Here is a 25909-nt window from a genome sequence, read left to right on the forward strand (position 1 = left end):
GATGTTATTTTTTCGAGATCGGGATCGTCTGCACGACGGGATCGGGCACCACCCGCCGCAGATCGACATGCAAGAGCCCGTTTTCCATCGACGCGCCCGCCACATCGACCCCATCCGCCAGCACGAAGCTGCGCTGGAAGGCGCGTGCAGCGATTCCACGGTAAAGATAAACGCGGTCCGCACCGTCTTCACCCTGCCGACCACGGATCACAAGCGCGCGATCCTCCATCGTGATCGACAGATCCTCTTCGGCAAATCCCGCCACCGCCAGAGTGATCCGGTAGCAATCCGGCCCCGACTGTTCGATATTATAGGGCGGATAAGCATCCGACCCTGTTTTGGCCGTCCGTTCCACCAATCGTTCCAGCTGGTCAAAGCCCAGCAGATACGGATGCGACCCAAAGCCTAGTTTCGTCATCAGGCAAGCCCTTTTCAAAGCGACGTGCAGCGAACGGGCCCCATGCACCGGCGGCCCTTCCCTATGAATATGGTCAGCCGCAGCGCATACCGCAAGACCCTGCCAGAGAAGGATTAACGTCGATTTTCTTCCGAAATTCCAAAAAATCGTGTATTAATAAAAATGAACACCTGCCGAGTCACCCTTTGAGGCCGGCGCCATACAGCAATCTACGGAACGCCATCATGAATGCGCATGTCGAAATGGAACACGAAGAAGTCCTGCGGGTCAAACTTGCGGTGCTACGTCAGGAACATCGCGATCTTGATGAAGCCATTGCAGCCCTTCAGGCTGTGGCCCATTGCGACCAGTTGCGTCTGTCGCGCATGAAGCGGCAGAAGCTGCAACTGAAAGACGAGATCGCCCGTATCGAAGACAAACTGATCCCCGACATCCTCGCCTAAGCCCCGAATCCCCCCTTTGGTCTTGCTCAGAACGGCTGCGCGCCTATAGTGCGCTTTCAAAGTTTCAGGAGGTACCATTGGGCGTAAAAGTCGGAATCATCATGGGGAGCCAGTCCGATTGGCCGACCATGAAGGGCGCAGCACAGATCCTTGACGATCTCGGGGTCAGCTACGAGACGAAGATCGTTTCGGCACATAGAACACCCGATCGCCTGTGGACCTATGGCAAGACCGCTGTCGAGCGCGGGCTGCAAGTGATCATCGCAGGTGCAGGCGGCGCGGCCCACCTGCCCGGCATGATGGCCTCCAAGACCCGTGTGCCCGTGATCGGTGTACCGGTGCAGACAAAGGCGCTTTCGGGGGTCGATAGCCTCTATTCTATCCTCCAGATGCCCAAAGGCTACCCTGTGGCCACAATGGCGATCGGTTCTGCCGGTGCGCCCAATGCGGCCCTTCTGGCAGCGGGCATTCTGGCGCTTCAGGACGCGGCGCTGGCCGAGCGGCTGGACACATGGCGCACGACCCTGTCCGACTCGATCCCTGACGAGCCGCAGGACGTTCATCCATGACCGACATCTCGTTGCAACCCGGAGCCATGATCGGCATTCTGGGCGGCGGACAACTGGGACGCATGCTCTCGGTTGCGGCCTCGCGTCTGGGCTTCAAGACCCATATCTTCGAACCCGGCGCCAATCCGCCCGCAGCCGATGTGGCACATCAGGTGACCACAGCGTCCTATGAGGATGCCGAGGCCCTGCGCGCCTTCGCCCGCTCGGTGGACGTGATCACCTATGAGTTCGAGAACATCCCCACCTCGGCGCTGGATATCCTCGAGGCCATCCGCCCGCTGCATCCCAACCGGCGCGCCCTGGCGACCTCGCAGGACCGGATTATCGAGAAGAGCTTCTTGGGTGAGATCGGGCTGAAGACCGCGCCGTGGGCCAAGGTCACCGATACGGCCAGCCTCGACGCGGCGATTGCCGAGATCGGCACGCCCGCAATCCTGAAAACCACCCGTCTGGGCTATGACGGAAAGGGTCAGGCGCGGATCATGGCGCCCGAAGATGCCCCCGAGGCGCTGGCCGCGATGGCAGGGGCCGAGGCGGTTCTGGAAGGGTTCATCGACTTCTCGATGGAGATTTCGGTGATTGCCGCGCGTGGCACCACCGGTGAGGTCGCCTGTTTCGACCCCGGTCAGAATGTTCATAAGAACGGCATTCTGCACACCACCACCGTGCCGGCGCAAATCCCTGACAGCCTGCGCATGGATGCCGTTCTGATGGCGGCAAAGATCCTGAATGCGCTGGACTATGTCGGCGTGATGGGGGTCGAGCTTTTCGTCACCAAGGGGGGGCTGATCGTCAACGAGATCGCGCCGCGTGTGCATAATTCGGGCCACTGGACGCAGGCGGGCTGTGCCGTCGACCAGTTCGAGCAACATATCCGCGCGATCGCGGGCTGGCCCTTGGGCGATGGCGCGCGCTATGCCGATGTCGAGATGCTCAACCTGATCGGCGATGATGTGCTGCGCGTGCCAGAATTTGCCAAGACCCCGCGCACGCAGATCCATCTTTACGGCAAGGCCGAGGCCAAGCCGGGCCGCAAGATGGGCCATGTAAACAGGCTGATATGAGAGTGAACGCCGCGCCCGATCAGCGCGGCGTCCGCTTCAGGAGCGGTCGAGATTGACGCCGATCAGATCGGCCAGACTTTCAAAATGCGTCAGCGGCAGCATATGCCCTGCCCCCGGCACCGTCGCCGTCCCGACATTCTGCATCCGCACCGCCAGTTCGGCACAGACCAGCGGCACCGAAGGGTGGGTCTGGTCGCCGTGAACCAGCAGGACCGGCGCGTCAATCGCCTCGATCCCGTCCGCCCGCAGGATCTGCCCGGGGTCGGCGAAATTTGCTGTGGTCGTATTGGCCAGAATGGGCATCTGCTCCATGAAACGCGCGCGTTGATGCTCTGGCAAAGCCTCCCAAGGCACACCGCTGCCCCATTGCGCCAGAAAGGCCCGTGCCGCCTCTTCGCGCTTTCCTGCAGCCAGAAGCTGCATCAGATGTTTCTGGTCCTTGGCCACCGCATCATATTCCGGCGTGCCTTCGATGGCGGCAAAAAGAATGGGCTCGATCAGCGTCAGGCTGCGGATGGCCTCGGGGGCCGCAACCGCCAGCCGCAGCGCCACGCTGGAGCCGAAGCTATGCCCGATCAGATCAAGCGGGCGGTCGATGAAACTGGCCGCAATCTGTGTCACCAGCCTCTCGAAGGCACCGGCGGCCTCTTCTACGGCCCATTCGCCCGACCGCCCGTGCCCCGGCAGGTCGAAGACCCGCGCGGTCATCCGGTCTTCCAGCAGCGCGAAGGACGGCTCCCATGCGCGGGCATTGCCCAGCATGCAATGGATCGCCAAAGCCGGGCGTTCGCCGCCCCCGAGCAATTCCGAGGCGATCTGGACGCCCCTGCGGTCATCGATCATGCACATGTCCCCAGATAGCTGTCGAGAAACGCCAGCCGGTCCTGCCCGAAGAAGCGCTGGTCGGTGTCGGTCACGATATAGAAGGGCGAGCCGAAGACCCCTGCGGCCACCGCGTCTTCAAGGTTTTTCTCGTAGGCAATCGCCCCGTCAAACAACCCCGTCGTCACCAGATTGCCGTCAAAACCATTGGCCTCCAGCGCCGCGCGGATCAGCCCTTCCTCGGCGATGTCGCGCCCTTCGGCCCAACGGGCGCGGGCAATGGCATGGACCAGCCCCCCCAGATCGCCGCCACCGGCCTTCTGGGCCGCGATGATCGCATAAGAGGCGGGGGCGGCATTGGGCACGGGCACCGATATATTGGGCATCGGCAGCCCCAGTTTCTGCGACCAGCGCGTGACCTCCTGATTGCGATATTGCATCCGCGACGGATGGCGGTCCGCCGGACGGGTGCCCCCCGTGCGATCGAACAGCGCCATCAGGTCCAGCGGCCGATAGGTCACTTGCGCCCCGTGACGGGTTGCAATCTCTTCAAGACGCAGCCCCGCGAAATAGGTATAAGGCGAAAAAACCGAGAAGTAGTAATCAATATGTGACATTCGCATGTCTCCCTTGCACCCTTGGATTTGCCCAGACGCTACCTCGGTGCTAAGGCAGGCGCAATGTAAGCGAATCTCTGCCGCGACCTTCCCTTGCGGCGCTGCCCGGAGCCAAAGCCCATGTCCGCCATGACTGAACCCAAACTGATCGCCGGCAATGCCAACCGCCCGTTGGCCGAAGCCATTGCCCGCCGGATGTCGATGCATCGCGGAATGTCCGTGGGCCTCGTCGATGCCCGCGTCGAGCGGTTCAACGATCAGGAAATCTTCGTCGAAGTCTACGAGAACGTTCGTGGCGAAGACATGTATGTCATCCAGCCCACCTCCAATCCGGCCAATGACAACCTGATGGAACTGCTGATCATGGCCGATGCGCTCAAACGCTCCTCGGCGGATCGTATCACCGCCGTGATCCCCTATTTCGGCTATGCCCGCCAGGACCGCCGCACCAAGGCCCGCACCCCGATCTCGGCCAAGCTGGTGGCGAACCTGCTGACCGAAGCCGGCGTGAACCGTATCCTGACGCTGGATCTGCATGCGACCCAGATTCAGGGCTTCTTCGATATTCCGGTGGATAACCTCTATGCCTCGCCGGTCTTCTCGCTCGATATCATGCACCACTTCAAAGGCGATATGGATGATGTCATGGTCATCTCCCCCGATGTCGGCGGTGTGGCCCGTGCCCGCGAGATCGCCAAGCGCATCGGTGCGCCGCTGGCCATCGTCGACAAACGCCGCGAGAAAGCGGGCGAAGTGGCCGGCATGACCGTGATCGGGGATGTGACCGGCAAGAAATGTATCATCGTCGATGACATCTGCGATACCGCAGGCACGCTGTGCAAAGCCGCCGAAGTGCTGATGGAAGCGGGCGCTGTCGAGGTTCATGCCTATATCACCCACGGTGTCCTGTCGGGCCCCGCTGTCGAGCGCGTGTCGAAATCGGTCATGAAATCGCTGGTGATCACCGACTCGATCCAAGCGACCGAAGCGGTGAAGAAATGCCCCAATATCCGCATCGTGCCGACCGCGCCGATGTTTGCCCAAGCCATCCTGAACACATGGTCGGGCACCTCGGTCTCGTCGCTGTTTGAAACCGAAACCATCAAGCCGATCTACGAAGGCATGTATAGCCAGTCGTAAGACCGCCTCCGATACGATCCGAAAGCCCGGCCAAAGTGCCGGGCTTTTTCATTGCCCGAAAGTCGCATTTGCCAAGCTGGCTTAGGACCGGCAGAGTGACGGGATGCGCCTGTTTCTGACCACCTGCCTTGTAATGATCGCTTTTGCGGCCAATTCGGTGCTGAACCGGATGGCCGTGTTCGGGGCGGGCTGGGATCCGGCGCTTGTCGGGGTGCTACGGCTTGGGGCGGGGGCGGTGGTGCTGTGCCTGCTCAGCGGGATGCGCCTGCGCCATCCGCCCCCGCCTGCCATGCTGGCTTTGGGTGTGGCGACCCTGTTTCTGTATATCTGGGGCTTTTCACGCGCCTCCGGACGGCTGGATGCCGGTGTGGGCGCGCTGACGCTGTTCGGCACCGTGCAGATCACCATGTTCGGGACCGCGGTCTTCCGCAAGACACACATCCCCCCGCTACGCTGGCTGGGGGCAGGCATGGCGCTCGCGGGGCTGGCGGTTTTGCTGTGGCCGCAAGGAGATCTGCGTATCGACATGACCGGACTGGCATGGATGATGGCGGCAGGCATGGGCTGGGGGCTGTATTCGCTGAACGGGGCAAAGGCACGCGATGCGCTGACGGCCACGGCGTTCAACTTCGCCCTTGCCACGCCTCTTGCGCTGCTCTGGTGGCTCGGGGCCGGCGGCCCGATGGCGGGGGCCTCCTACGGGCTTTGGGCCACACTGGCGTCGGGGGCGATAACATCGGGCTTAGGCTATGCGCTGTGGTATCGGGTGCTGCCGCAGATCCCCGCGACGCAGGCGGCTCTCGCACAGTTGAGCGTGCCGCTGATCGCCGCATTGGGAGGCGCGGTGTTTCTGGCCGAACTGCCCGGCCCACGCTTCTGGCTAGCGGGAGCCCTCGTGCTGGGCGGGATCGGGCTCGGCCTCCTGCGGCGCTAGGCTGCGCGGCGCTTCGGGCAGCGATCTGGCAGGCGCAACCCAGTCCAGAAGCCCCAGAAAGGTCTCGATCTCGGGCGTCGTGGTCGACCACGAACATACCAGCCGCGCCGAAAGCACCTCTTCCGCATCGCCTTCCAGATCCTGATCGAAGGGCCAGAAATAGTAATAGGCACCGTGATCGTGGAGCTTCTGGTGCAAATGGCGCGGCATGGCCACAAAAACCGCATTGGCCTGCGTGGGATGCAGCATCCGCACCTCGGGCAGGCTTGCCAGACCATCCGCCAGCTTGCGCGCCATCGCGTTGGCCTGACGTGCCAGCAACAGCCACAGATCGCCGTAAAGATAGGCCATCATCTGCGCCGCCAGATAGCGGTGTTTGGACATCAACTGCCCCGAACGCTTGCGCCGGATCTCGAATTCCTGCGCCCGGGCGGGGTCGAAAACCACCACCGCCTCGACCCCCATACAGCCGTTCTTGGTGCCACCGAACGAGAGCACATCCACCCCCGCCTTCCATGTCAGATCGGCAGGGCTACAGCCCAGACGCACCACCGCATTGGCAAAGCGCGCCCCATCCATATGCACCGGCAGATCGAATTCGCGGGCCACATCACACAGCGCCTTGACCTCGTCCACCGTGTAAACAGTGCCGAATTCGGTCGCATTGGTGATCGAGACCATACCGCGCTTGATATTATGGATTGCCGCCCCCGTATGGCGGATCTTGTCCCGAAGCGCCTGCGGTTCCATCTTGGCATCCTCGCCCTCCACCAGAACCAGCTTGGCCCCATCGGTGAAAAATTCCGGCGCGCCGCATTCGTCTTCCTCGATATGGGCGTTGCGATGGCAGAAAATCGCCTCCCACGGTCGGGTCAGAAGCGCGCAGGACAGGGCATTGGCCGCCGTGCCGGAGGTCACCAGAAAAACACGCGCCTCTGGGGCCTCGAAAATATCGCGGATACGGGCTTCGACAACCGGCGTCAGGGCATCGCCGCCATAGGGGCGCGCATGGCCTTCATTGGCGGCCTGAATGGCCTCCATAATGCGAGGAGCCACCGCCGAAGTGTTGTCGGAGCCGAAATTCATGAAAGATCCTCGATCACATAATCTTCCCAGTCTTCTTCCGGCACCTCGTATTCCGGCACGGTCCAGCCACGCACGGACTGGCCCGCCTCATGCACCGTCTCTTTCGATCCGGAAAGAAGATAGTGCCAGCTTTCCAGCGGCTTGTCTTCAAACCGCAACCGATAGGCGCAGGTGCGTGGCATCCAGTAGGCGATCTGCTCGATCGACTCCGGTGTCAGACGCACGCATTCGGGCACGAAATGGTGCCGGATCTCGTATTGCGCACAGCGGCAGGTCTGCCCATCCAGCAGACGGCAGGCAACGCGGGTAAACTCGACTTCGTTGGTATCAACGAATTCCAGCTTGTTGAGGCAGCACTTGCCGCACCCGTCGCACAGCGCCTCCCATTCCGAGGCATTCAGATCCCCGAGCGGCAGTTCCCAGAATTTCTTGCGTAGCTTGGACATAGAAGGAGACTCATCATTTGGCTGGGAAAGGCAATGCGTCTCTTGGCTCAGGCGGTCAAGATCTCGCGGGTGCGTTCGACATCACGATCCATCTGCGTGATCAGGTCGGGGATGCCGGTAAAGGCCAGTTCGGGGCGCAAATACTCGACCAGCGCGATCGATAGATGCTGGCCGTAAAGATCGCCCTTGAAATCCAGCAGATAGGTTTCAAGATTGGGCGTATTGACCCCGAACATCGGTCGCACCCCAAGGCTGGCCGCGCCCATATAGCTGCCCTTCTGCGGACCGGTCATCACATCGACCTTCACCGCATAGACGCCGAGTTTCGGCAGATGCAGCCCGTCCACCGACATATTGGCCGTGGGAAAGCCCAACTCGCGCCCGCGTTTCTCGCCATGAATGACCGCCCCTTCGATCCGGTGCAGGTGGCCCAGCATGGCGGCTGCAAGTTCCGGCTGGCCCTCGGACAGCGCATTGCGGATCGCGGTGGAGGACACATGCACCCCCTCCACTTCCAGAAGCGGCGCCACAGTCACGTCAAACCCGAATCTCTGGCCAAAGAGCGCCAGCTCCTCTACCCCGCCTGCCCGCTTGCGGCCAAAGCGGAAATCGCGCCCGACCGTCACATTGGACACGCCAAGCCCCTCTGCCAGCACATCGCGGGCAAAGGGTTCCGGCTCCATCGACGCCAGCAGCGCATCGAACGGAAGCGCATAAAGACTGTCGACGCCCAGCTTTTCCAGCCGGTTGCGGCGGGCTTCGGCATTCATCAGACGGAAAGGCGGATCTTCGGGGCGGAAAAACTCGCGCGGGTGGGGTTCGAACGTCACAACCCCCAAAGGCACGCCGTCACGACGCGCCAGATCGATCACAGAGCGGTGCCCCAGATGCACACCATCGAAATTGCCCATGGCAATGGAGGCGCCGCGCGCCTCCGGAGGAATCTGCCAGTGGTCGTAAACTCGCATAAAGCCGTCCGTTCCCGCATTCCCGCGAGAACGGGTCTGCCTCAGCCGCGCGAGATATCCCGCGACGGAGCCAGCACCACGGCCTCGCCCTTCAGAACAACCGTATCGCCCACCGTGCATTGGGTTGCAAGTGTGACACGCCGCTTAACCCGATCAATCGCCGCCACGCGGACAGTTGCACAAACTTCATCCCCCGGACGCACCGGCGCCATGAAAGTCAGCGATTGTTTAAGATAGATCGCACCATGCCCCGGAAGCTGTTCGCCAATCACGGCCGAAATCAGACCAGCGGACAGGATGCCGTGGGCGATCCGGCCCTTGAACATCGTGGTACGGGCGTAATCGTCATCGACATGCACAGGGTTCCGGTCCGTCGAGACTTCGGCAAAAAGCTCGATGTCACGGTCAGTCACCGTCTTCACCAGCTGGCGCGACATGCCTTCCTGAAGATCTTCGATGAAGATCGTGGAGCCTTCGATTTCCTTCATCAGCGTCATCCGCGTGGCCTTTCCAAACTGGTTATGTTGCATCGCAGCATAGCGCATCCCCGCGTCAATATCAATCGCAATAGCAATAATATATTACCAACTACTACCAAATGATAATATTCTTGTGCGAAAGATTGTTTCAATCCGAACTCCGCATAGCAAAACGCCCCCTGAAACACTACGTTCCAAGGGGCGCTCAAATCACTAAAATTCGATTCAACTGGTTAGCGAAGTCTTCCAATCGCATAAAGCGGTGCCTGCTGCTGGTCATCCAGCCACGGCTCCAGCTTGTCGGAATCGGGGGCCTCCACATCCGGCCCGAAAGCCTCGGCGGCCAGACCACCGGTCACGAAAAGGCAATCAAGCCCCTCACCCGCCGCCCCCGCGACATCGGTCAGGATCCCGTCCCCGATTGCCAGAATGCGGCCATCCTCCGGCAGACCGAAGGACGCGCTCAGCTTGCGGCGGGCCAGATCGTAGATCGGCGGATGGGGCTTGCCGCAATAGATCGCATCGCCCCCCATGTCCTCATAAAGCTCGGCCAGCGCACCCGCGCAGTAAATCCGCTTGTCGCCCATATCCACCACCAGATCGGGATTGGCGCAAAGCATCTTCAGCCCGCGGGTCTTGGCGGCCAGAAACGTCGCGCGGTAATCCTCGGGGGTTTCGGTCTCTTCGTCGAAAGGCCCCGTACACACAATGCCCTCGGCTTCTTCGAAAGACACGCGTTCGATCTTGGCACGGCCTTCCCATTCGGCGGGAATGGACGTGAAGAACCCGTTGTCTTTCTCCGGCCCCAGATGCCAGATCTTGCGCCCTACGGCACCGGCAAACATCGCATCCTGCGCGGCATCCCCCGAGCTGACAATCAGATCCCACGCATCGTCGGGGATCGCCATCCTGGCAAAGCGTTCTTTCACGAATTCCGCCGGACGCGGCGCATTGGTCAGCAAGACAACCCGTCCGCCTTTGGCACGAAACGCCTGCAGGGCTGCGACAGCCGCAGGATAGGCCGTCACGCCATTATGCAAACACCCCCACAGATCGCAAAACAGCGCATCATAGGAGGCAGAAATCTCGGCAAGCGATTGGACGATACGGGTCATAGCAACCTTTCGGGCAGTAAGTCTGTGGCGCGTCACGTGCGCAGGGCTCTCTTAGGGCTGCTCTATGACATGTCTGTAACAGTTACGAAAGCAAGGCCTGACCGCCGATCAGCGTCATTATGCCTTTCGCCAGCAAAATAACCGAAAGCAGGAACAGCATCCCCTGTATCACCCAGACATAATGCGTATCCGACAGTTTGACCGTCAGCCAGCGCCCGATAAACGTCCCCAGAATACCGGTGGCGGCCAATGCGGCAATCAGGCCCCAGTTCAGCCCGTCAAGCTGTCCGATCGCAAAATAGGCCGGAAGCTTCGCCAGATTGCCAATCGCGAAGGAAATCGCGATGGTACCCGCAAATTTCAGCTTTGGCAGGCGCTGGGGCAAAAGATAGGCCTGCGCGGGCGGCGAGCCGGAATGGGTGATGAAGCTTGCGATCCCTGTCAGAGTTCCCCAGAAAAGCCCGGGCAAAAGCGCAGGCTGCGTGACCTTTGTGCCACCGCGCCCGCACCATGCGCGCAAACAGAACCAAAGCCCGATGCCTCCGGTAAACAGCAGCAGGACAGGCTCGGGCGTATATGGGGTGATAAAGGTTGCCACCCCCACCCCGAACAGCAGGGCAGGCGTGAAGATCAGCAGGTTGCGACCCGAAAACTCTTTCCGGAACAGCCAGACCCCGATCCAGTCAGTCACGATATAGACCGGCAGAAGCGTCGCAGCGGCGGTCACGGGGTTCATGAACAAAGCCAGCAAAGGCACAGCGATCGCCGCAGCCGATGCCAGACCGCCTTTCGACATGCCCACGATCAGCGCCGCGATGATAAAAAGAACGGTCTGGTCCATGTCATCCTCCAAGGCCGAACTCCACCCAAAGGCGAGCGCCTGCTTCTTCCCACGATCCCCCCCGAAGAACCAGCGCATTTCTCGCAAGGCCGCGCGAACACATCTCCGCCCTCATGTTCAGGCCGACACGCTTTGGGCCGAAAACGACCTTGTCGCACTTAACGCTTATGCGCTTCAGAGGATCTGAAGTTCGCAAGCAAGGTGAAGCTGCGAGTGCAAACCGGTTATTTTTATAAGGTGAGGATATGCTTCAAATTACACACACTAAATGTCAGTTAAGCATATGAATGCGAATTTTTGAGGCTGGATAAAATTCAGGCCTGTAACGCACTGATGAGCATCATGAAAAATACGGCCTTCCAAGTTTGAAAGCATATGCGTGCTGATTTCAAGCATATGCATGCAGAAAACCGAGGTTCGGGGTTGGTCGATAGGGGCGACTTTCCTCGGCGCGGGTCCATTGTGCTGCCGGATCGGACTTGGCCACGAACTTGGGCTGGACAGGCGATGCCGCGCCAAAAGCAGCGTCATCCAGTGCCTCCAGATATTCCCGTGCAGCCCTGTTGCCGGCTTCGCGTGCGGCCTCGGGGCTCCAGTCTTCCGCTGCGATAGACCGGATCTTGTTGGCATCAGCCGAGATCAGGCTCGCATCGACCGCAAAACCCTCTCCGGCGACCAAGTCTTCCTTCAGGCAACGCTCGACCGTGGCCTCGAACACTTGCCGCAGAAGACCGCTTTCCCTGAGCTTGCCGTGGCGATAGCGGGAGAAGGTCGAGTGGTCCGGGACTTTTCCTTCCAGACCCAACCGACAGAACCAGCGGTAGGCCAAGTTCAGATGGACCTCGTCACAGAGACGACGCTCCGAACGGATCCCCATGACATACCCGATCACCAGCATCCGGATGATCAGTTCCGGATTGATCGAGGGCCGGCCAAGGTGACTGTAGAAGGGGCGTAGTGTCTCGCGCAGGTCGTCGCCATTCAGGAACAGATCGATCTCTCGCAGCATGTGGTTGGCCGGCACGTGCCGCTCCAGATCGAAGTCGTAAAACAGCTGCGCTGGTGCTTCTTGCCTGCCCATCATGCCGAAATCCTCCCATCCCCTCATAGTCAAGTGAATCGAAAGACTTGCCGCAGCGCAACATTGACTTTTTCAACAGCATCGGCCCAAACCTGCCGTTCAGTCCTTGGCCGATCGCTGCGGTGCAGCTTCACCAGACCAGTCTTTCGTCCATCGCGCAGCATTTTCGGAGGATGACGGTCGGCAGTGCGGGACAAAGTGAACTTTCGCGGCAGTAGCGCCAATGGCTGCTTTCGCTTCGCACAACATTGCCCGTATATGACGTCTGGGATAGGATATCATCTGTATTTTCACGAGCTACTACGATGACGCAAGTCCAAGCCGCACAGAATCAGCACTATGTCCCCAAATTCCTTCTTCGGAACTTCTTAGTCGACCCGAAGAAGGAGCAGGTTCATGTGTTTTCTAAGAGTTCTGGGAGGGGTTTTACGACCTCAATTAAAAACATCATGGCAGAGAGGCGCTTTCACGAATTTAGCATTGATGAGAACTACTTGGCGAGTTTCGAAGAATCAGTGTGCCGGGTGGAAGACATGCTTCTTCCAGCCTATCGAAGCGTTGTTGAAAACCGCCGTTTCGATGGAACTCCTGACCAGAAGGCTCATCTGGCAATGCTCATGGCGTTCCAATTTCTACGCACTCGTTCTCAGCGCGACCAATTTGCACATTTGGAACGTCAGCTCGCGGATCGCTTAAATCAGCGTGGCGTCTCGATAGAGGACATTGAAGGGTATGAACCGCTTACCGATGATGTTCTGCGCGAGCAGCACATCAGGTTCATGCGTGATGCTGCTGGTGAGTTCGCTCAGATAATTGGTGCAAAAGACTTCCTGTTGATCAAAGCCCCAAAAGGGCGTCAGTTTTATTTGTCGGACAATCCAGTCACGATACACAATAATCAGCCTCAGGATGGCCTTCGGAGCAACATGGGGCTGTCGTGTGAAGGCATTGAAATCTACATGCCGCTGACTTCCGATCTACAACTGTGTGCATGGTGCCCAAGCATACTGGAAAATATTAAAGCAAGAAACGTGGAATCCAATCGTCAATTGGCTACTATTATTCTGTCACCAGCAATGGTCAACGTCGCAAACCCGACTTTGCTGCAGGAGCAACTCGCCCAACTTCGGAAATATCGCGCGAATTTCGAAAATACGCTTAGTCGGGCTGCCGAAGGCGTTCCTCTGTCTGCCAGCAATGAAAACATGGACTTCCTGAACGCATTGCAAATAGGTCAGGCCCGGGAGCACCTCATATGCCAGAAAGCAGATTTTGATCTCGCGAAACGGTTCGTAGCGGAAAATCCAAATTTCACAGGTGGTCGTATTTCTATTTCGTGAGAGCTTGCCTATCCTCGAACTTAACTTGCTTGCTACTGCGAGTTGTTACGGCTAGGGACACTCGCAAAACTGCCATTTAGGCAATGCGCAGCATCGAACACTTCGGGCTCAAACTGGTCATGCGGCGGTGCGGCAGCCCGATACGAGGGCCGCGATAAGCCGTCGACGTGTTCGGCCCTATGTATGTAACGGCTGCTGTTCGCAAATGATTTCTGGCATGATCTCGGAAGTCGCTCATATGTATCCGGCCTGTTGATCGACACGCGGGTCGTGGCCTTGTTGGGGTTACGCACGCGCCGTGATCTAATTAGCGGAAAGGTCCTCAAGGACCGTTAGGGCCGTCAGATTCTGGGGGCGTAATTGTTCCGTTCCATGCTTTCGATCTGTCGCGAACTCCTTTGGGTCGCCCCCGCTCAAATACCGGCAGTGACCTCGTCTCTCGGTGCGTCAAACGCGGTTCTGTGTCTGAGGATACTCCAGGCCATGCGCGCCAGTTTGTTGGCCAGCGCCACGGCCAGCTTGTTTCTGTTCATCCTCTCCGATGCGCGGATCAACCAATCGCCAAAGCTGAAGTCAGGCCATCGATTGGCCCGCATTAGAATGACCTTGGCGGCCTGAACGAAGAGCATCCTCAGGTATCGACTGCCACGTTTGGAAATGCGGCCGAGCACCGTTCGGCCACCCGTGCTGTATTGTCTGGGAACCAAGCCGACCCATGCCGCAAAATCCCGTCCACGCCCGAATGCCTCTCCCGTGCCAATCGCGGCAACCATCGCCGTCGAAATCATCGGTCCGATACCAGGAATGGTCATGACGTTGACGCAGTTCTCCTCGGTGCGGCTGATCTGCTCGATCTCTTTTGAGACCGCGTCGATCCGGTCATCCAGCCAGAGCCAGTCGCCGTTTAGACCGATCAGGATGGCCCGCATGCGCGGCGATATCTCGTCTTTGCGTTCCTCGAGGATGGCCTCGAAGGAGTTCTTTAAAGCCCGAAGCCCTTTGCGCACAGTGATGCCTTGCTCGATCAGGAAGGCGCGGATCTGGTTGATAGTCGCGGTCCGGCGCGACACCAGACGCGAGCGCACCCGGTGAAGGGCCTGCAGGTCGAGCTGGTCCTGGCTCTTCTCCGGCACGATTGGTAAGTTCGGGCGCAGCGCCGCTTCCGCGATGGCCTCGGCATCATTGTAGTCGTTCTTCTGCCCCTTGACGAAAGGCTTCACATAAATCGCGGGGATGATGCGCGGCTCGAAACCAAGCTGGCGTAGGGTCCGACTGACGAAATGGGCACTCAGGCAAGCCTCCATGCCGACGATGCATCGCGGCAGCTTCTCGAATGTCGTGACGAGTGCCAATCGCTTAATCTGCTTACGCAACACCAACTGACCATCTCGGTCAAACCCGACGAGGTGGAACGTGTCCTTGCCAATGTCGATTCCGATGGACATCAGCTGATCGAACGTCTTCTTATCCATGCTACTTCTCCAACTTACAGACATAGGCTCAGCCTAACCTGCTGGGTGAAGCAGCCGGTACATCCCATTAGCAGACGTGCGATAGGCAGAAGTTCCTTACGATGCGGCTGAACGGAAGCGGTCAAAGAGGGCATCGTGGAGCATCATCGGCAGGCCAAGGTCCAGATCGTGTCAAATTGAGGACGAAAGCACTGCCAGCCGTTGCTTCAGGAGCCGTTGGAACGATCTCTCTGCAAAAGTCATCACCCGTAGATACCGATTGACGATCTATAGGGCATCCTTGGCCATGAATTCCTCGACGCTCGGTGTGATCCGCTCGAACTGGTCAAGCTGGCGGGCATAGAGGTGCCCGCCCAAGCGGCCCACGGCATCGATCCCGATCTGGTCGACATAGAGGGTATCAGGATCGATCAAAGCTTCGCGCACGAACATCCGCTTCACTTGCCCCAGCACGATGGTCCGCGCGGGGCTGACGGGCACGGTCTGCGTCAAATGGCATTCGAAAGCCGCAGGGGCCGCAAGGATACGCGGGCAGCTGACGCTCTCGCCCGCCACGGTTTCAAGCCCCGCAAGCGCCAGCTCGTCAACATCGGCGGGGAATTTGATCGAGCAGATCTCCATCTGGTCGACCAAGGCATGGTCGGAAATATGCACCGTAAACTCGCCGGTCGCGAGGATATTGGCGGCCGTATCCTTGGGGCTGCCATCGGGCTTGTGTTCGATCCCCACGGCCATGATCGCGGGATCATGGGTGAGGATGTTGAAGAAGCTGAACGAACCCGCATTCGGGATACCCTCCTCGGAGAGGGTGGTGATCAGCGCGATGGGGCGCGGGATCACGGTGCCGATCAGGAGCTTGTAGCGCTCTTTGGGGCTCAGTTCCGCAAAGTCGAAAGCGCGGCTGTTCATGGTCTCGTTCATGCCGGAATCCTATGCGTTTCGAGGGGGGTATGGCGCGAGAGGTTCTCGAACCCGTCTTTGGTTACGACATACATATCGCCGATATTGGCGCCTGCGGACATCGGCTCGAGCCATTGGCAATGCATGACAAACACCATGCCCTCCTCCAGCTTGTCGTAGTTATGCGAGGAGATATTGAAGGCGTTCTGCCCGCCCGCCATGCCGACCGAATGGCCCAAATTGGGGTTATGCGGACCGAAGGTTGCCGGATAGACATGCATCAGCTTGCGCCCCTGTGCCTCCAGATCCGCATCGGGGATATACTGGCGAGGGATCTCGCGCGGGCCGCCGCCCGGGGCGGTGGACCAGTTATAGGGCATGGTGCGCGCCTCCGCATCCGTAAGCATGCCTGCCTCGATATAGCTCTCGAAGGCCGCGTTATTGAGATCGCGGATCAGCGTGCCGGGGCGGATGAGCTTTTCGGCGGCCTTCACGCCGCGCGTGCAGGCATCGAGCACGAGCTCCTGCCGCTCGGTCAGATCGCCGAAGGCGAACATCCGCGCGGTCTGGGCGGTATAGCCCTGATAGGTGACATTGGAGACATAGAGATTGGCCAGATCGCCCTTGCGCATGATATGGCCATAGGGCTTGCCGCAATGGGTGCCCCACTGGTTCGCGCCGATCTGGTAGCCATCGCCCGTCTCGCCGCCGCGCGCCATCTGCGCCATGGTGAAGGCGGCGTAGATCTCGTAATCCGACACGCCCTCGCGGGCCACATGATAGGCGGCCTGCGTCGCGATCGATATCAGCTGCGCCGCCGTACGAAACTGGGCGATCTCGGCTTCGGTGCGGGTGCGCTGCATCCGGTCGAGAATGCCATGCTGGTCGGAGACCTTGGCCTTGGGCATCTCGGCCACCAGCGCCGAGCGGAACGTGGCCGAGCGTTTGTCGCCGATAAAGCCCACGGCCCCCGCGCCGATCTCGGTCAGGCGGGCCACCGTGGCGGCAACCGTTTTGGCCATGCTATCGCCCGGAATATCGGCATATTCGCGCCCCACCGCGCCGATCTGCAGGATACGGTCCACGCCCACCGGCTCGCCACCGGGTGGCAGGATCACCGATTGGGTGAAGAAGGAGAGAAGCACCGGCTCTTTGTCCTCATCCATCGGAATGATCAGCACGCCCTCACGCATCCAGTCGCACAAGTAACGCAGATAGGCATGGGCTGCATGGAACCACCCCACGCTGTCGCAATGCACCACCACCGCATCGAGCCCTGCCGAGACGGCCTCGCGTTTGAGCTTGCGCATCCGCTCGGCATATTCGGAGACAGGGATCGGGGCGGCAGGGGTGAAGTCGAAATCGGGTGCGAAATCGCCAAGGAGCCGCTCGATCGAGGGCATGGCACGGGGGATTTGCGCGTTCATGGGATGTCCTTTCGGAAGGGTATCAGGGTCGTGAGTGGTGGTGGTTTGAAACTTCAGCGGGCGCCGCGTTTGTTCAGCCATTCAAGGGTGATCAGGAGCAGTGCGGCCGCCAGAATAAGCACGCCGGACACTGCGGCCACGCGGCCATCAAGGCTTTCCTGCAGCATCGCGAAGAGCCGCATCGGCAGCATCGCCTCGCCCGGATTGCCAAGGAAGAGTGTTACATCGACATTGTCGAGCGACTGCATGAAGACAAGGAAGGCCCCTGCAAAGATCCCCGGAAGGATGCCCGGCAGGCTAACCTTCAGGAAGGTGCGGGTACGCGAGGCGCCGAGCGTGGCCGAGGCTTCCTCAAGCGAGACGCTCTGGCGTTGGGCAAGCCCCAGCACGGTGCGGAACATCAGGGGCGCGAAGACGATGGCATGGCCGATCAGCACGGTCCAGAACGATGTCCCGAGCCCCAGAAGGCTGAGCGCCAGAAGCGCCGAGAGCGAATAGACGAGCGCGGGCAGCACGAGGGGCGCGAGCAGCATCGGCTCGACGACGGTGACCACGCGGCGCGGCGCGCGGGCCATGGCAAGGGCGGCGGGCGCTGCGATCAGCGTGACCACAACCACCGCCGCACCGGCCACTTTGAGCGAGTTGAGCGCCGCGAGATGCAAGGGCGCAGATTCCGCCGGATCGAAAAGCGCCGCATACCAGCGCAGCGAGAGGCCCTTGGGCGGGAAGGCCAGAGTGGCTCCGCTGTTGAAGGACATCAGAAGCGCGGTGAGGATCGGGGCTACCAGATAGGCCAGCATCAACACCCCTCCCCCCCAGACAAAAATCCGGTAGCTCCATGCGGAAAATCCGTGTTCCATCAGTCGTTTCTCAGCCATGGCTCTGGAGCCTTTCATTGCGGGACAGAAGGGCAAGACCCAGCATCACAAGGCCGGTCGAGGCCAGAAGCAGGATCGAGATCGTCGCGGCCATCGGCCATTGATAGAGCACGCCCACCTGACGGAAGACATATTGCGGCAAGAAGATCAGGCGCGCGCCGCCGATGACGCTTTGCGTCACATAGGAGGTCGCCGCCCCCGCAAAGACCAGCACCCAGCCCGCCAGCACCGCTGGCACGATCTGCGGCAGGATGGTGGTGAACCAGGCCCGCCAGGGGCCCGCGCCCATTGTCTCGGCGGCATCGAGCGTGGCGCGATCAGCGCGGTTGATCACGGCAAAGACCGGCAGCAATAGGAACGGCATCTCGATCTGCACAAGCGCCGTGATCAGCCCCAACTCGCTATAGAGAAGCGAAATCGGACGCTCGGTAAGTCCCAGCCCCGCAAGGAATTGCGCGATCGGGCCATTGCGTCCCAAAAGCACGACCCATGCGAAGGTGCGCACCACATTCGAGGTGAGCATCGGCAGGAGCGCCCCGATCAGGATCACCTGACGCAGACGGCGGCCCGCGTGCCAATACATCATGATCAGCGGCAGACAGGCGAGGCTGACAAGCGCGGTCACCCGCACCCCCAGCCAAAGCGTGTCAAAGAGCACCTTGCGCGAGAACCCGTCCGAAAGGAAGGTCACGAAATTTCCCACCCCCCAGCTGCCATCCTCGCCCCGCAAGCTGATGCCGAAGAGCAAAAGCAGCGGCCCTGCAAAGAACAGGATCATGGCCAGAATGAGCGGCCAGGCGGCTATCATATCCTTACGGATCATCGTGACCTCCTTGCGTTCAGATTACATTGCGACGATGCGGTCGAAAGTCTCGGTCCATTCGGCGCGATGCTGATTGATGGCGACCCAATCCGGATAGGCGGCTTTGGCCACCTCTTCGGGGGTGATAAATTTCGACACTTCCGCCGAATATGGCACATCGACATTCATCGGGATCATCGCGGTGGGCGCTTCGGCCATTTTCGCTTGGGCGGCGGCCGAGATCGCGGCATCCATATAGGCATAGACGCCATCGGGGTTTTTCGCGCCTTTCACCAGATGGATCGAGACTGGCACGGCGGGGCAGCCGCTCTCGGGCTTGGCAAAATTGCATTTCATGCCCAGATCATTGAGGCGCGCCACATTGCCCGTCGAGCACATGAAGACACCGATCTCGCCCTGCTGGTAGAGCGCCATCTGGTTATCGCCCGAGGTGGCGATGGTCAGCTTGTCGATATTCTTGCCGATCAGATCCCAGACCGGCTGCATGTTCTCGTAGGTGCCGCCATAGATCTTGTTGATCTCAGTCCATGCCATGACGGCGGTATTCTGCTCGAAGCCGGTAAAGGCCACGAGACCTTCATATTGTGGGTCCTCAAACAGCGCTTTGTAGCCCGAGGGCTCGTCAACCATGTCGGGATTATAGGCGATCCCGTTGATCTCGATGGTGACATGCGGGCCCCATTCGTCTTGGGCCGCCGGGATCAGCTTGTCCCAGTTCTTCAGGCGCGACGGATCGATCTTCTCGATCAGCCCCGCTTTGATCAGCGTATCGGTCTGACCGGGCGAGACGAGGATCGCGTCATAGGGCGGATTGCCAGGTGAGGCCATCAGCTTGGCGATCTGGTCCTGCGCGAGCGAGGGCGCGATGGTCAGATCAAACCCCGCGTCTTTCAGCATTGGCGTGAGCGTCGAGCGATAAGCATCCTCCCAGCTACCGGGGAAGGTTGCGGCCACCACTTTGGTCGTCGCGGCAGAGGCCCTACGGATCAGCGCGGGGGTGGCAAGGGCCGAAAGGCCGGCAATCGTGAAGGCACGGCGGGACAGATGGGTCATGGGTCAAGCTCCAGTGGTGGTGGCAGGGAAAACATGAAGTCGGGTCGTGTCGGGGATCAGCCAGATGGCCTGCCCCTTTTCGGGGCGGGCGGCATCGTCGCGCAGGATCTGCGCTTTGATGGCGGTGCCGCAGGGAAGCGTCGCGTCGATCATCAGGAAGCGTCCCATCACCACCGCGCGCTCGAACCGCGCGGGCAAAGCGGCGGGAATCTCGCTGAGTGAAAGCGTCAGGTCTTCGGGGCGCGAGGTGACAACCACCTCTGCGCCCTGCACGAAATGCAGCGGGCGGTTCAGCGTGATCTCGGCACCAGAGCGGGTGCGCAGCGTTGAGCCGCCGATGACGGTCGCCGCAATCTGGTTGGCATGGCCGATGAACCCGTTCACAAACAGGCTGACCGGATGGTCATAGATCTCTTCGGGGCTGCCGACCTGCTCGACGCGGCCGGCGTTCATCACTACGAGCTGGCCGGCCACCGCCTGTGCCTCTTCCTGATCATGGGTGACCATGACGGTGGTGATGCCCACATCTTCCTGCATCCGCACCAACTCGGCCTGCAACTCGGCGCGCAAGGCGCGGTCGAGCGCCCCAAAGGGTTCGTCCATCAGAAGGGCTGCCGGATCGGTGGCGAGCGCACGGGCCACGGCCACGCGCTGCTGTTGCCCCCCCGAAAGGCGCGGCGGAAAGCGGTTGGCGAATTCGTCCAGACGCACGAGGCGCATGAGCTTTGCCACGCGTTCCTTACGTTCGGCGCGGGGCAGATGATTGAGGCCATAGGCGATATTCTCGGCCACCGTCATATGCGAGAACAACGCGAAATTCTGGAAGACCATGCCCAGATTGCGATGGCGCACCTGAATACGGGTCAAGTCCCGCCCGTGCAGGCTGATCTGCCCACGGTCTGGCGAGATAAGCCCTGCGATAGCGCGAAGGATAGTGGATTTTCCGCAACCCGAGGGGCCGAGCAGCGCCACGACCTTACCGTCGGGCACATTGAAGCTGACATCATGCAGCACCTGCTTGGCGTCATAGCTGTGATTTACGTCTGAGATCTGCAATCCGATATCGACCATTCTGCCGGTGCTCCATTGGTTGCGACTGGGGATGCATTTACCGTTGCGCGACATACTTTCGCAAATCAATGCGAAAGTATGTTCAGAAATTTAATCGCAAATATTGCGCATTTTATTTGTGCATATTAGCTTGGGCTGCAACTGAAGTGAGCGTCATGCGAACGTTTTCTTGTATTTCACCCGCCCAAAGCGCTAAGTTTTCGATGATTTGAAACGCTGTTGCTGCGGAGCTTTCTCGATGAAAGACACCATGATTCTATCTGACGACATCTCCGAAGTGATTTGCGCAACTTTGCGTGCGGCGATTTTTGAAGGCGCATTGAAGCCAGGCGACAAACTGAAAGAAGACATTCTGGCCCAGCATTTCGGAGCTTCACGCACAGTGGTGCGCGGGGCGCTTTCTATGCTGGCCCAGCAGCATCTGGCCGAACGCCGCCGCAACCATGGGTCCTTCGTGGCCTCCCCAACACCGGAAGAGGCAAAGAACCTTCTGGCTACGCGGCGTGTGTTGGAAATGGCGGCGATGGACACGCTGAACGGGCAGCTTGGCAAGAAGGAATTCGAAACTCTCGGTAAGACGATCGAGAATGAAGCACGCGTACATGCAGGCGCCGACCAGACGGAGAAAAAGCGGATTGCCGGTGATTTTCACCATATTCTGGCAGGTTTTTCGGGAAATACCGTCCTTCTTGCGATGCTGGAAAATGTGCTGACGCGACTGTCGCTGGTTAATGCGATGTATGAGCGCCAAACGGGCTGCACCTGCGGCACCTCTCATCACGAATTGATCCTCAATCATCTTAAATCTGGCGATTTTGATGCGGCCCGCGAGGCAATGGCCGTGCATCTGGATGATATGGAAAGCAGTATCAGCTATAATGGGGTGGACGGCGAGAAGGATGAGTTTCTGGCGATCCTTGAACGGATGACCGGCAAAGGGTGAGCGACTCACTTCGTTTTTATTCTGCCTGATTATCCATCAAGGCTGCTCAGCTACTATGCGCCCGCCAGTCCCGTCGGGCGCATTTTCATTTTTGAATGAGAATGCCCGCACAAAGTTTCGGAAAAACTTGCGCAAGTTCATTCGTGAAGTTCATTGTGAGGCTATAGAGGCCAATCAGAGCCCGATACCACTCCTCCAACAGGGATACCTGCCATGACATTGACTGCACGTTTCGCCCTTGGCCCGATCCTCGGTCTCACGCTTGCCACTGTAGCGTCTGCGCAAGGCATGACCGAGGTGATGACCGCCTCCGACGATCTCAAGGCCATGTCCGGCGTATCGGCTGCGCCCGAACTTGCGGCCAAACTGCCGGAGGCGATCCGCGAGGCAGGTGTGCTACGTGTGGCCACCGATATGACGCCGCCGATCAGTTTTCACGATGATGCGGGCAAGCTCGTGGGGATTGATGCCGATATCGCGGCCGCCTTGGGCGAGATCCTCGGGATCAAGGTCGAGATGACCGATCTGGGTGCGGGCGCTGGCATCGTGCCCGCGATCCTGTCCAAACGGTTCGATATGACCATCTCGGGTATCAATGATGACCCAGAATTGCAGAAACAGGTCGATGTGATCGACTATATGTATGATGCGACCACGATCATGGTAGCACAGGGCAATCCGCTAAAAATCGCCTCGATGGACGATCTCTGCGGCAAGCGCGTGGCCGTGCCGGTGGGCACCTTCCAGAACCGTCTGGTAACGAAATTTGCCGAAAGCTGTACCGAGCCGATGCAGATTATGTCGCTGCCCAAGATGCCCGATGTGCTGCAATCGGTGCGTACGGGCCGCGCCGATGCGACGGTGAACGGCTATGCCACCAGCGTCTATACGACCGAGAAGCAAGTGGGCAAAGGCGTAGGCCTCGAGGCGCTACCGGAAATCCGGCTGGCGGTAGGCTATCTGGGCATGCTGACCGCCAAGGATAACCCCGAATTGCGTGATACCGTCGTGGCTGCCCTTCAGCAGATGGTCGATGAAGGGGCCTATGGCAAGATCATGGAAAAATGGGGCCTTGCACCGTTGGCCGTCGAGACCGTGAAGGTCAATGACGCGGCCTCCCTGCCGGTGGAATAAGCCCATGGCCTCCATCGACAGAGATTTCAGCGCACCGCCCCGTGTACGAAAAATCCGCTGGGGGCAGGTAACGACAGGCGGGATCGCGATTGCGATCCTGCTGGGGTTGGCGGGCGTTGTGGCCCAGAGCCAGAGCATCCAATGGGGGCAGATCCCTACCTATCTGGTCGATCCACGCATCCTGAACGGCGTGGTCCTGACGCTGCAGCTGACCGTGGGCGCCATGGTCTTCGGGATAGCAACGGGCTGCGTTATGGCTGCGATGGCCATCAGCGACAATCCGGTGCTGCGAGCGATTTCGGCAGGATTTGTCTGGTGGTTCCGTGGCGTACCGCTGATCGTACAGATCTTCCTGTGGTTCAATATCGCACTCTTCGTGCCGACACTGGGGCCTTGGGACATCAACCGGCTGATCACGCCCGCAGTGGCCGGGTTTCTGGCGCTTGGCCTGCATGAGGCAGCCAACATGTCCGAGATCATCCGCGCGGGGCTCAAGGCGGTCGATAATGGCCAGCGCGAGGCTGCGCAGGCGCTTGGCCTCAAGCCCCTGCAGATCATGCGCACCATCATCCTGCCGCAGGCGGTACGGCTGGTCATTCCGCCCACCGGCAATCAAGCGATCGGCATGCTCAAGGCCTCGGCCATCGTCTCGGTGATCGGGATGCGCGACCTGCTGACCATGGCGCAGCAGATCTATTCCGCCAATTTCCTCGTCATCGAACTCCTGTTCGTGGCCTCCATCTGGTATCTCGCTATCACGACGGTGGCGCAGATCGGCCAGCATTATCTTGAAAAACGCTTTGCGCCCAAGGGCCGCGGAGCCTGATCTGAAGGACACCCTCTCATGAAACTCGGTATCGACTGGCAAAAACTTCCCGAAGCCCTCAAGCGCGGTCCGATGGCCAGCCTTGACCATGTGCGCGAAATGGATCTGGGCGGGATCTTCTTCCCGACCGTTCTGGACATGTCGCCCACACTCGATCCGGGCTTCCTGAAAGAGCTGCGTGCCAAGGCCGACGAGATGGGGCTCTATCTCGAAGCGGGACTTGGCAAGATCAACCCCTATTGCAGCGCCGAGGCGACCGAGCTGCGGGCAGCAGGCAATGGCGATATCATGGCGGGTCTGACCCGCATGGTGGAGCGTGCCGCCGAGATCGGGTTGCATGAGCTGTGGATCTCGCCGGGCAATTTCAAGGGCCAATATCCCGGCCGTCTGGCCAATGACCGTTTCCGCACCGATATCGACTGGGTCGATCAACTGGCGGCGATGGAAAAGATCATGCATCGCCTTGCGCCCGTGTTGCGCGCCCATGGCTCGCATATGAATATGGAAACCCATGACGAGATCACCTCTTTCGAGATCCTGCACCTAATCGAGGCCGTGGGCGAGGATGTTACTGGGGCCGTTTTCGACACGGCTAACGGGCTCCAGCGTGGCGAGCATCCGGTCTGGGCCGCGCGCAGGCTCGCGCCCCATATCCGCCAGACCCATATCAAGGATGCCTATGTCGCCCGTGCTCCGGGGGGGCTCGACTTCCAGGGCCGCGCCTGTGGCGAGGGGATCGTGGATTTCGCCGCAATCCTGCCCATTCTGGCCGAGGCCAATCCGTCGCTCAACCTTTCGCTGGAAATGGCCGCCTCTTGCGACGACAAACCCCGCGCCGCGAACCCGCGCCAATGTATCGAGATTGACGATCCTGTCTGGCGCGCCGCCCATCCTGATCTGAGTGCCGAGGAATATGACGCCTATATGGCGCTAGTGGATAGCTACGAGATGAGGATCGCGGAGGGCAAGATCGAGGATTGGGCGGCCTATGAGGCGCGCAATTACGGCTATCCGAGCTATTCCCAGCAAAGCTACCGCTATTCCGAGGCCCGATCCTATATTCGGCGCTCTGCGGATCACATCCGGAGGAAGGCATCGGAAGCGGGGATCGTGCTCGAGATGCTCCAAAGGGATCTTGCATAGAAAATCGTATCGGTTTGGGGCGGAAATTACCGAGCATGTAGAGTAATGCCGTATATCTGCGCGCAGATTGAAGAGATCTTGCCCTACTTGTCGATCACCACGGCTTGCCAAGCAACGACCAGCCCAATGTCTGCTTACGCTTCAAGTAAGCCGAAATAGGCACGCGCAGCGAATGGCAGCTTCCCGCCGATACTGTTGAAAAAGTCTTTGTTGCGCTGCGGCAAGTCTTTCGATTCACTCGACTATGAGGGGATTGGAGGATTTCGGCATGATGGGCAGGCAAGAAGCACCGGCGCAGCTGTTTTACGACTTCGATCTGGAGCGCCACGTCCCGGCCAACTACATGCTGCGCGAGATCGATCTGTTCCTGAATGGCGACTCCCTGCGCGAGGCGCTGCGTCCCTTCTACAGCCACCTTGGCCGGCCCTCGATCGACCCCGAACTGATCATCCGGATGCTGGTGATAGGATATGTCATGGGGATCCGTTCTGAGCGCCGGCTCTGTGACGAGGTCCATCTGAACTTGGCCTACCGCTGGTTCTGCCGGTTGGGTCTGGAAGGCAATGTCCCGGATCACTCGACCTTCTCCCGCTATCGCCACGGCAAGTTCAGGGAAAGCGGGCTGCTGCGTCAGGTCTTCGAGACAACCGTTGAACGCTGCCTGAAAGAAAATCTGGTGTCGGGCGAAGGTTTCGCGGTCGATGCGAGCCTGATCTCGGCAGATGCCAACAAGATCCGCTCCATCGCGGCGGAAGCACGCATATGCTTTCAAACTTGGAAGGCCGTATTTTTCATGATGCTCATCAGTGCGTTACAGGCCTGAATTTTATCCAGCCTCAAAAATTCGCATTCATATGCTTAACTGACATGTAATTT

General features: G+C 59.7%; 26 protein-coding genes and 2 pseudogenes. 11 read left to right on the forward strand and 17 right to left on the reverse strand.

Going from position 1 to position 25909, the window contains the following annotated elements:
* Positions 1-4: 4 nt before the first annotated feature.
* The gene (locus RPE78_RS02045; RefSeq protein ID WP_339107862.1) at positions 5-418 is read right to left on the reverse strand and encodes an Hsp20 family protein; all 414 of its coding nucleotides are present in this window, start codon (positions 416-418) and stop codon (positions 5-7) included.
* A 224-nt stretch (positions 419-642) separates the two neighbouring features.
* Here RPE78_RS02045 and RPE78_RS02050 point away from each other — a divergent pair, with 224 nt between their 5' ends.
* The 3 genes from RPE78_RS02050 to RPE78_RS02060 all read left to right on the forward strand — a co-directional run bounded on the left by RPE78_RS02050 (position 643) and on the right by RPE78_RS02060 (position 2494).
* The gene (locus RPE78_RS02050; protein WP_339107863.1) at positions 643-861 is read left to right on the forward strand and encodes a DUF465 domain-containing protein; all 219 of its coding nucleotides are present in this window, start codon (positions 643-645) and stop codon (positions 859-861) included.
* Positions 862-938: 77 nt separating this feature from the next.
* The gene (purE, locus tag RPE78_RS02055) at positions 939-1430 is read left to right on the forward strand and encodes a 5-(carboxyamino)imidazole ribonucleotide mutase (RefSeq protein WP_339107864.1); all 492 of its coding nucleotides are present in this window, start codon (positions 939-941) and stop codon (positions 1428-1430) included.
* The gene (locus tag RPE78_RS02060) at positions 1427-2494 is read left to right on the forward strand and encodes a 5-(carboxyamino)imidazole ribonucleotide synthase (protein ID WP_406721092.1); all 1068 of its coding nucleotides are present in this window, start codon (positions 1427-1429) and stop codon (positions 2492-2494) included. The genes purE and RPE78_RS02060 overlap by 4 nt, the downstream gene beginning before the upstream one ends.
* Positions 2495-2530: 36 nt before the next feature.
* Here RPE78_RS02060 and RPE78_RS02065 read toward each other — a convergent pair whose 3' ends face one another.
* Positions 2531-3337: an alpha/beta fold hydrolase gene (locus RPE78_RS02065; protein WP_406721093.1), complete on the reverse strand. Its 807-nt coding sequence runs from the start codon at positions 3335-3337 to the stop codon at positions 2531-2533.
* Complete coding sequence (locus RPE78_RS02070; protein WP_339107867.1) at positions 3334-3933, reverse strand: 2-hydroxychromene-2-carboxylate isomerase; 600 nt, start codon at positions 3931-3933, stop codon at positions 3334-3336. Before RPE78_RS02070 ends, RPE78_RS02065 begins: the two co-directional genes overlap by 4 nt.
* A gap of 120 nt (positions 3934-4053) precedes the next feature.
* Here RPE78_RS02070 and RPE78_RS02075 point away from each other — a divergent pair, with 120 nt between their 5' ends.
* Both RPE78_RS02075 and RPE78_RS02080 read left to right on the forward strand, forming a co-directional pair.
* Positions 4054-5073: a ribose-phosphate pyrophosphokinase gene (locus tag RPE78_RS02075; protein ID WP_339107868.1), complete on the forward strand. Its 1020-nt coding sequence runs from the start codon at positions 4054-4056 to the stop codon at positions 5071-5073.
* A 103-nt stretch (positions 5074-5176) separates the two neighbouring features.
* Positions 5177-6007, forward strand: a complete 831-nt coding sequence (locus tag RPE78_RS02080) for a DMT family transporter (protein WP_406721095.1) — start codon at positions 5177-5179, stop codon at positions 6005-6007.
* Here the strand turns inward: RPE78_RS02080 and RPE78_RS02085 are convergent.
* From RPE78_RS02085 to RPE78_RS02115, 7 genes and pseudogenes are all read right to left on the reverse strand, one after another.
* Complete coding sequence (locus RPE78_RS02085; protein WP_406721096.1) at positions 5954-7093, reverse strand: threonine aldolase family protein; 1140 nt, start codon at positions 7091-7093, stop codon at positions 5954-5956. The genes RPE78_RS02080 and RPE78_RS02085 overlap by 54 nt on opposite strands.
* The gene (locus RPE78_RS02090; protein WP_339107872.1) at positions 7090-7539 is read right to left on the reverse strand and encodes a YcgN family cysteine cluster protein; all 450 of its coding nucleotides are present in this window, start codon (positions 7537-7539) and stop codon (positions 7090-7092) included. Before RPE78_RS02090 ends, RPE78_RS02085 begins: the two co-directional genes overlap by 4 nt.
* A gap of 47 nt (positions 7540-7586) precedes the next feature.
* Positions 7587-8507, reverse strand: coding sequence for a bifunctional riboflavin kinase/FAD synthetase (locus RPE78_RS02095; protein WP_406721097.1), 921 nt, complete (start codon positions 8505-8507; stop codon positions 7587-7589).
* Between the two features lie 41 nt (positions 8508-8548).
* Positions 8549-8995 (reverse strand): MaoC family dehydratase, encoded by a 447-nt coding sequence (locus RPE78_RS02100; protein WP_339109531.1) that lies wholly within the window; start codon positions 8993-8995, stop codon positions 8549-8551.
* 224 nt (positions 8996-9219) lie between these two features.
* The gene (locus RPE78_RS02105; protein ID WP_339107874.1) at positions 9220-10101 is read right to left on the reverse strand and encodes a TIGR01459 family HAD-type hydrolase; all 882 of its coding nucleotides are present in this window, start codon (positions 10099-10101) and stop codon (positions 9220-9222) included.
* An 82-nt stretch (positions 10102-10183) separates the two neighbouring features.
* The gene (locus tag RPE78_RS02110; RefSeq protein ID WP_406721098.1) at positions 10184-10942 is read right to left on the reverse strand and encodes a sulfite exporter TauE/SafE family protein; all 759 of its coding nucleotides are present in this window, start codon (positions 10940-10942) and stop codon (positions 10184-10186) included.
* A gap of 436 nt (positions 10943-11378) precedes the next feature.
* Positions 11379-12026 (reverse strand): annotated as a pseudogene (locus RPE78_RS02115) (transposase); the annotation flags it as partial.
* A 302-nt stretch (positions 12027-12328) separates the two neighbouring features.
* Between RPE78_RS02115 and RPE78_RS02120 the strand changes: the two are divergent.
* Entirely contained in the window at positions 12329-13363 is a 1035-nt protein-coding gene (locus tag RPE78_RS02120; protein WP_406721099.1) for a DUF4238 domain-containing protein, read from the forward strand.
* 413 nt (positions 13364-13776) lie between these two features.
* Here the strand turns inward: RPE78_RS02120 and RPE78_RS02125 are convergent, their stop codons facing one another.
* From RPE78_RS02125 to RPE78_RS02155, 7 genes are all read right to left on the reverse strand, one after another.
* Positions 13777-14835: an IS110 family transposase gene (locus tag RPE78_RS02125; RefSeq protein WP_406721100.1), complete on the reverse strand. Its 1059-nt coding sequence runs from the start codon at positions 14833-14835 to the stop codon at positions 13777-13779.
* A 267-nt stretch (positions 14836-15102) separates the two neighbouring features.
* Positions 15103-15756 carry a flavin reductase family protein gene (locus RPE78_RS02130; RefSeq protein ID WP_406721101.1) on the reverse strand — a complete coding sequence of 218 codons (654 nt, stop codon included), beginning with the start codon at positions 15754-15756 and terminating at the stop codon, positions 15103-15105.
* A complete protein-coding gene (locus RPE78_RS02135) occupies positions 15753-17162 on the reverse strand; it encodes a M24 family metallopeptidase (RefSeq protein WP_406721102.1) in 1410 nt (469 codons plus the stop codon). The genes RPE78_RS02130 and RPE78_RS02135 overlap by 4 nt, the downstream gene beginning before the upstream one ends.
* 53 nt (positions 17163-17215) lie before the next feature.
* Positions 17216-18040, reverse strand: coding sequence for an ABC transporter permease (locus tag RPE78_RS02140; protein WP_406721103.1), 825 nt, complete (start codon positions 18038-18040; stop codon positions 17216-17218).
* Positions 18033-18863: an ABC transporter permease gene (locus tag RPE78_RS02145; RefSeq protein ID WP_406721104.1), complete on the reverse strand. Its 831-nt coding sequence runs from the start codon at positions 18861-18863 to the stop codon at positions 18033-18035. Before RPE78_RS02145 ends, RPE78_RS02140 begins: the two co-directional genes overlap by 8 nt.
* A 21-nt stretch (positions 18864-18884) precedes the next feature.
* Positions 18885-19916, reverse strand: coding sequence for an extracellular solute-binding protein (locus RPE78_RS02150; RefSeq protein WP_406721105.1), 1032 nt, complete (start codon positions 19914-19916; stop codon positions 18885-18887).
* A 3-nt stretch (positions 19917-19919) separates the two neighbouring features.
* Complete coding sequence (locus RPE78_RS02155) at positions 19920-20987, reverse strand: ABC transporter ATP-binding protein (protein ID WP_406721106.1); 1068 nt, start codon at positions 20985-20987, stop codon at positions 19920-19922.
* A 238-nt stretch (positions 20988-21225) separates the two neighbouring features.
* On the opposite strand from RPE78_RS02155, the gene RPE78_RS02160 reads away from it, so the two are divergent.
* The 5 genes and pseudogenes from RPE78_RS02160 to RPE78_RS02180 form a co-directional block, all read left to right on the forward strand.
* Positions 21226-21930 carry a GntR family transcriptional regulator gene (locus tag RPE78_RS02160; protein WP_406721107.1) on the forward strand — a complete coding sequence of 235 codons (705 nt, stop codon included), beginning with the start codon at positions 21226-21228 and terminating at the stop codon, positions 21928-21930.
* A 213-nt stretch (positions 21931-22143) separates the two neighbouring features.
* Entirely contained in the window at positions 22144-23064 is a 921-nt protein-coding gene (locus RPE78_RS02165) for an ABC transporter substrate-binding protein (protein WP_406721108.1), read from the forward strand.
* A 4-nt stretch (positions 23065-23068) separates the two neighbouring features.
* Positions 23069-23890, forward strand: a complete 822-nt coding sequence (locus RPE78_RS02170) for an amino acid ABC transporter permease (protein WP_406721109.1) — start codon at positions 23069-23071, stop codon at positions 23888-23890.
* Between the two features lie 18 nt (positions 23891-23908).
* Positions 23909-25033: a sugar phosphate isomerase/epimerase family protein gene (locus tag RPE78_RS02175; protein WP_406721110.1), complete on the forward strand. Its 1125-nt coding sequence runs from the start codon at positions 23909-23911 to the stop codon at positions 25031-25033.
* A gap of 268 nt (positions 25034-25301) precedes the next feature.
* Positions 25302-25787, forward strand: a pseudogene (locus tag RPE78_RS02180) (transposase); the annotation flags it as partial.
* Between the last annotated feature and the right edge of the window lie 122 nt (positions 25788-25909).

This window comes from Thioclava litoralis (genome assembly GCF_045278885.1).
In the GTDB taxonomy this organism is placed as follows: Bacteria; Pseudomonadota; Alphaproteobacteria; order Rhodobacterales; family Rhodobacteraceae; genus Thioclava; species Thioclava litoralis.

Excerpts from the sequence above, each read along its gene's own strand:
- RPE78_RS02120 (WP_406721099.1), top strand. The coding sequence starts at position 12,329 with ATGACGCAAGTCCAAGCCGCACAGAATCAGCACTATGTCCCCAAATTC.
- RPE78_RS02145 (WP_406721104.1), bottom strand. The coding sequence starts at position 18,863 with ATGATCCGTAAGGATATGATAGCCGCCTGGCCGCTCATTCTGGCCATG.
- RPE78_RS02140 (WP_406721103.1), bottom strand. The coding sequence starts at position 18,040 with ATGGCTGAGAAACGACTGATGGAACACGGATTTTCCGCATGGAGCTAC.
- RPE78_RS02110 (WP_406721098.1), bottom strand. The coding sequence starts at position 10,942 with ATGGACCAGACCGTTCTTTTTATCATCGCGGCGCTGATCGTGGGCATG.
- RPE78_RS02175 (WP_406721110.1), top strand. The coding sequence starts at position 23,909 with ATGAAACTCGGTATCGACTGGCAAAAACTTCCCGAAGCCCTCAAGCGC.
- RPE78_RS02085 (WP_406721096.1), bottom strand. The coding sequence starts at position 7,093 with ATGAATTTCGGCTCCGACAACACTTCGGCGGTGGCTCCTCGCATTATG.
- RPE78_RS02075 (WP_339107868.1), top strand. The coding sequence starts at position 4,054 with ATGTCCGCCATGACTGAACCCAAACTGATCGCCGGCAATGCCAACCGC.
- RPE78_RS02070 (WP_339107867.1), bottom strand. The coding sequence starts at position 3,933 with ATGTCACATATTGATTACTACTTCTCGGTTTTTTCGCCTTATACCTAT.
- RPE78_RS02125 (WP_406721100.1), bottom strand. The coding sequence starts at position 14,835 with ATGGATAAGAAGACGTTCGATCAGCTGATGTCCATCGGAATCGACATT.
- RPE78_RS02130 (WP_406721101.1), bottom strand. The coding sequence starts at position 15,756 with ATGAACGAGACCATGAACAGCCGCGCTTTCGACTTTGCGGAACTGAGC.
- RPE78_RS02095 (WP_406721097.1), bottom strand. The coding sequence starts at position 8,507 with ATGCGAGTTTACGACCACTGGCAGATTCCTCCGGAGGCGCGCGGCGCC.
- RPE78_RS02155 (WP_406721106.1), bottom strand. The coding sequence starts at position 20,987 with ATGGTCGATATCGGATTGCAGATCTCAGACGTAAATCACAGCTATGAC.
- RPE78_RS02065 (WP_406721093.1), bottom strand. The coding sequence starts at position 3,337 with ATGATCGATGACCGCAGGGGCGTCCAGATCGCCTCGGAATTGCTCGGG.
- RPE78_RS02160 (WP_406721107.1), top strand. The coding sequence starts at position 21,226 with ATGAAAGACACCATGATTCTATCTGACGACATCTCCGAAGTGATTTGC.
- RPE78_RS02170 (WP_406721109.1), top strand. The coding sequence starts at position 23,069 with ATGGCCTCCATCGACAGAGATTTCAGCGCACCGCCCCGTGTACGAAAA.
- RPE78_RS02150 (WP_406721105.1), bottom strand. The coding sequence starts at position 19,916 with ATGACCCATCTGTCCCGCCGTGCCTTCACGATTGCCGGCCTTTCGGCC.
- RPE78_RS02100 (WP_339109531.1), bottom strand. The coding sequence starts at position 8,995 with ATGAAGGAAATCGAAGGCTCCACGATCTTCATCGAAGATCTTCAGGAA.
- RPE78_RS02050 (WP_339107863.1), top strand. The coding sequence starts at position 643 with ATGAATGCGCATGTCGAAATGGAACACGAAGAAGTCCTGCGGGTCAAA.
- RPE78_RS02060 (WP_406721092.1), top strand. The coding sequence starts at position 1,427 with ATGACCGACATCTCGTTGCAACCCGGAGCCATGATCGGCATTCTGGGC.
- RPE78_RS02165 (WP_406721108.1), top strand. The coding sequence starts at position 22,144 with ATGACATTGACTGCACGTTTCGCCCTTGGCCCGATCCTCGGTCTCACG.
- RPE78_RS02045 (WP_339107862.1), bottom strand. The coding sequence starts at position 418 with ATGACGAAACTAGGCTTTGGGTCGCATCCGTATCTGCTGGGCTTTGAC.
- RPE78_RS02135 (WP_406721102.1), bottom strand. The coding sequence starts at position 17,162 with ATGAACGCGCAAATCCCCCGTGCCATGCCCTCGATCGAGCGGCTCCTT.
- RPE78_RS02090 (WP_339107872.1), bottom strand. The coding sequence starts at position 7,539 with ATGTCCAAGCTACGCAAGAAATTCTGGGAACTGCCGCTCGGGGATCTG.
- RPE78_RS02105 (WP_339107874.1), bottom strand. The coding sequence starts at position 10,101 with ATGACCCGTATCGTCCAATCGCTTGCCGAGATTTCTGCCTCCTATGAT.
- RPE78_RS02080 (WP_406721095.1), top strand. The coding sequence starts at position 5,177 with ATGCGCCTGTTTCTGACCACCTGCCTTGTAATGATCGCTTTTGCGGCC.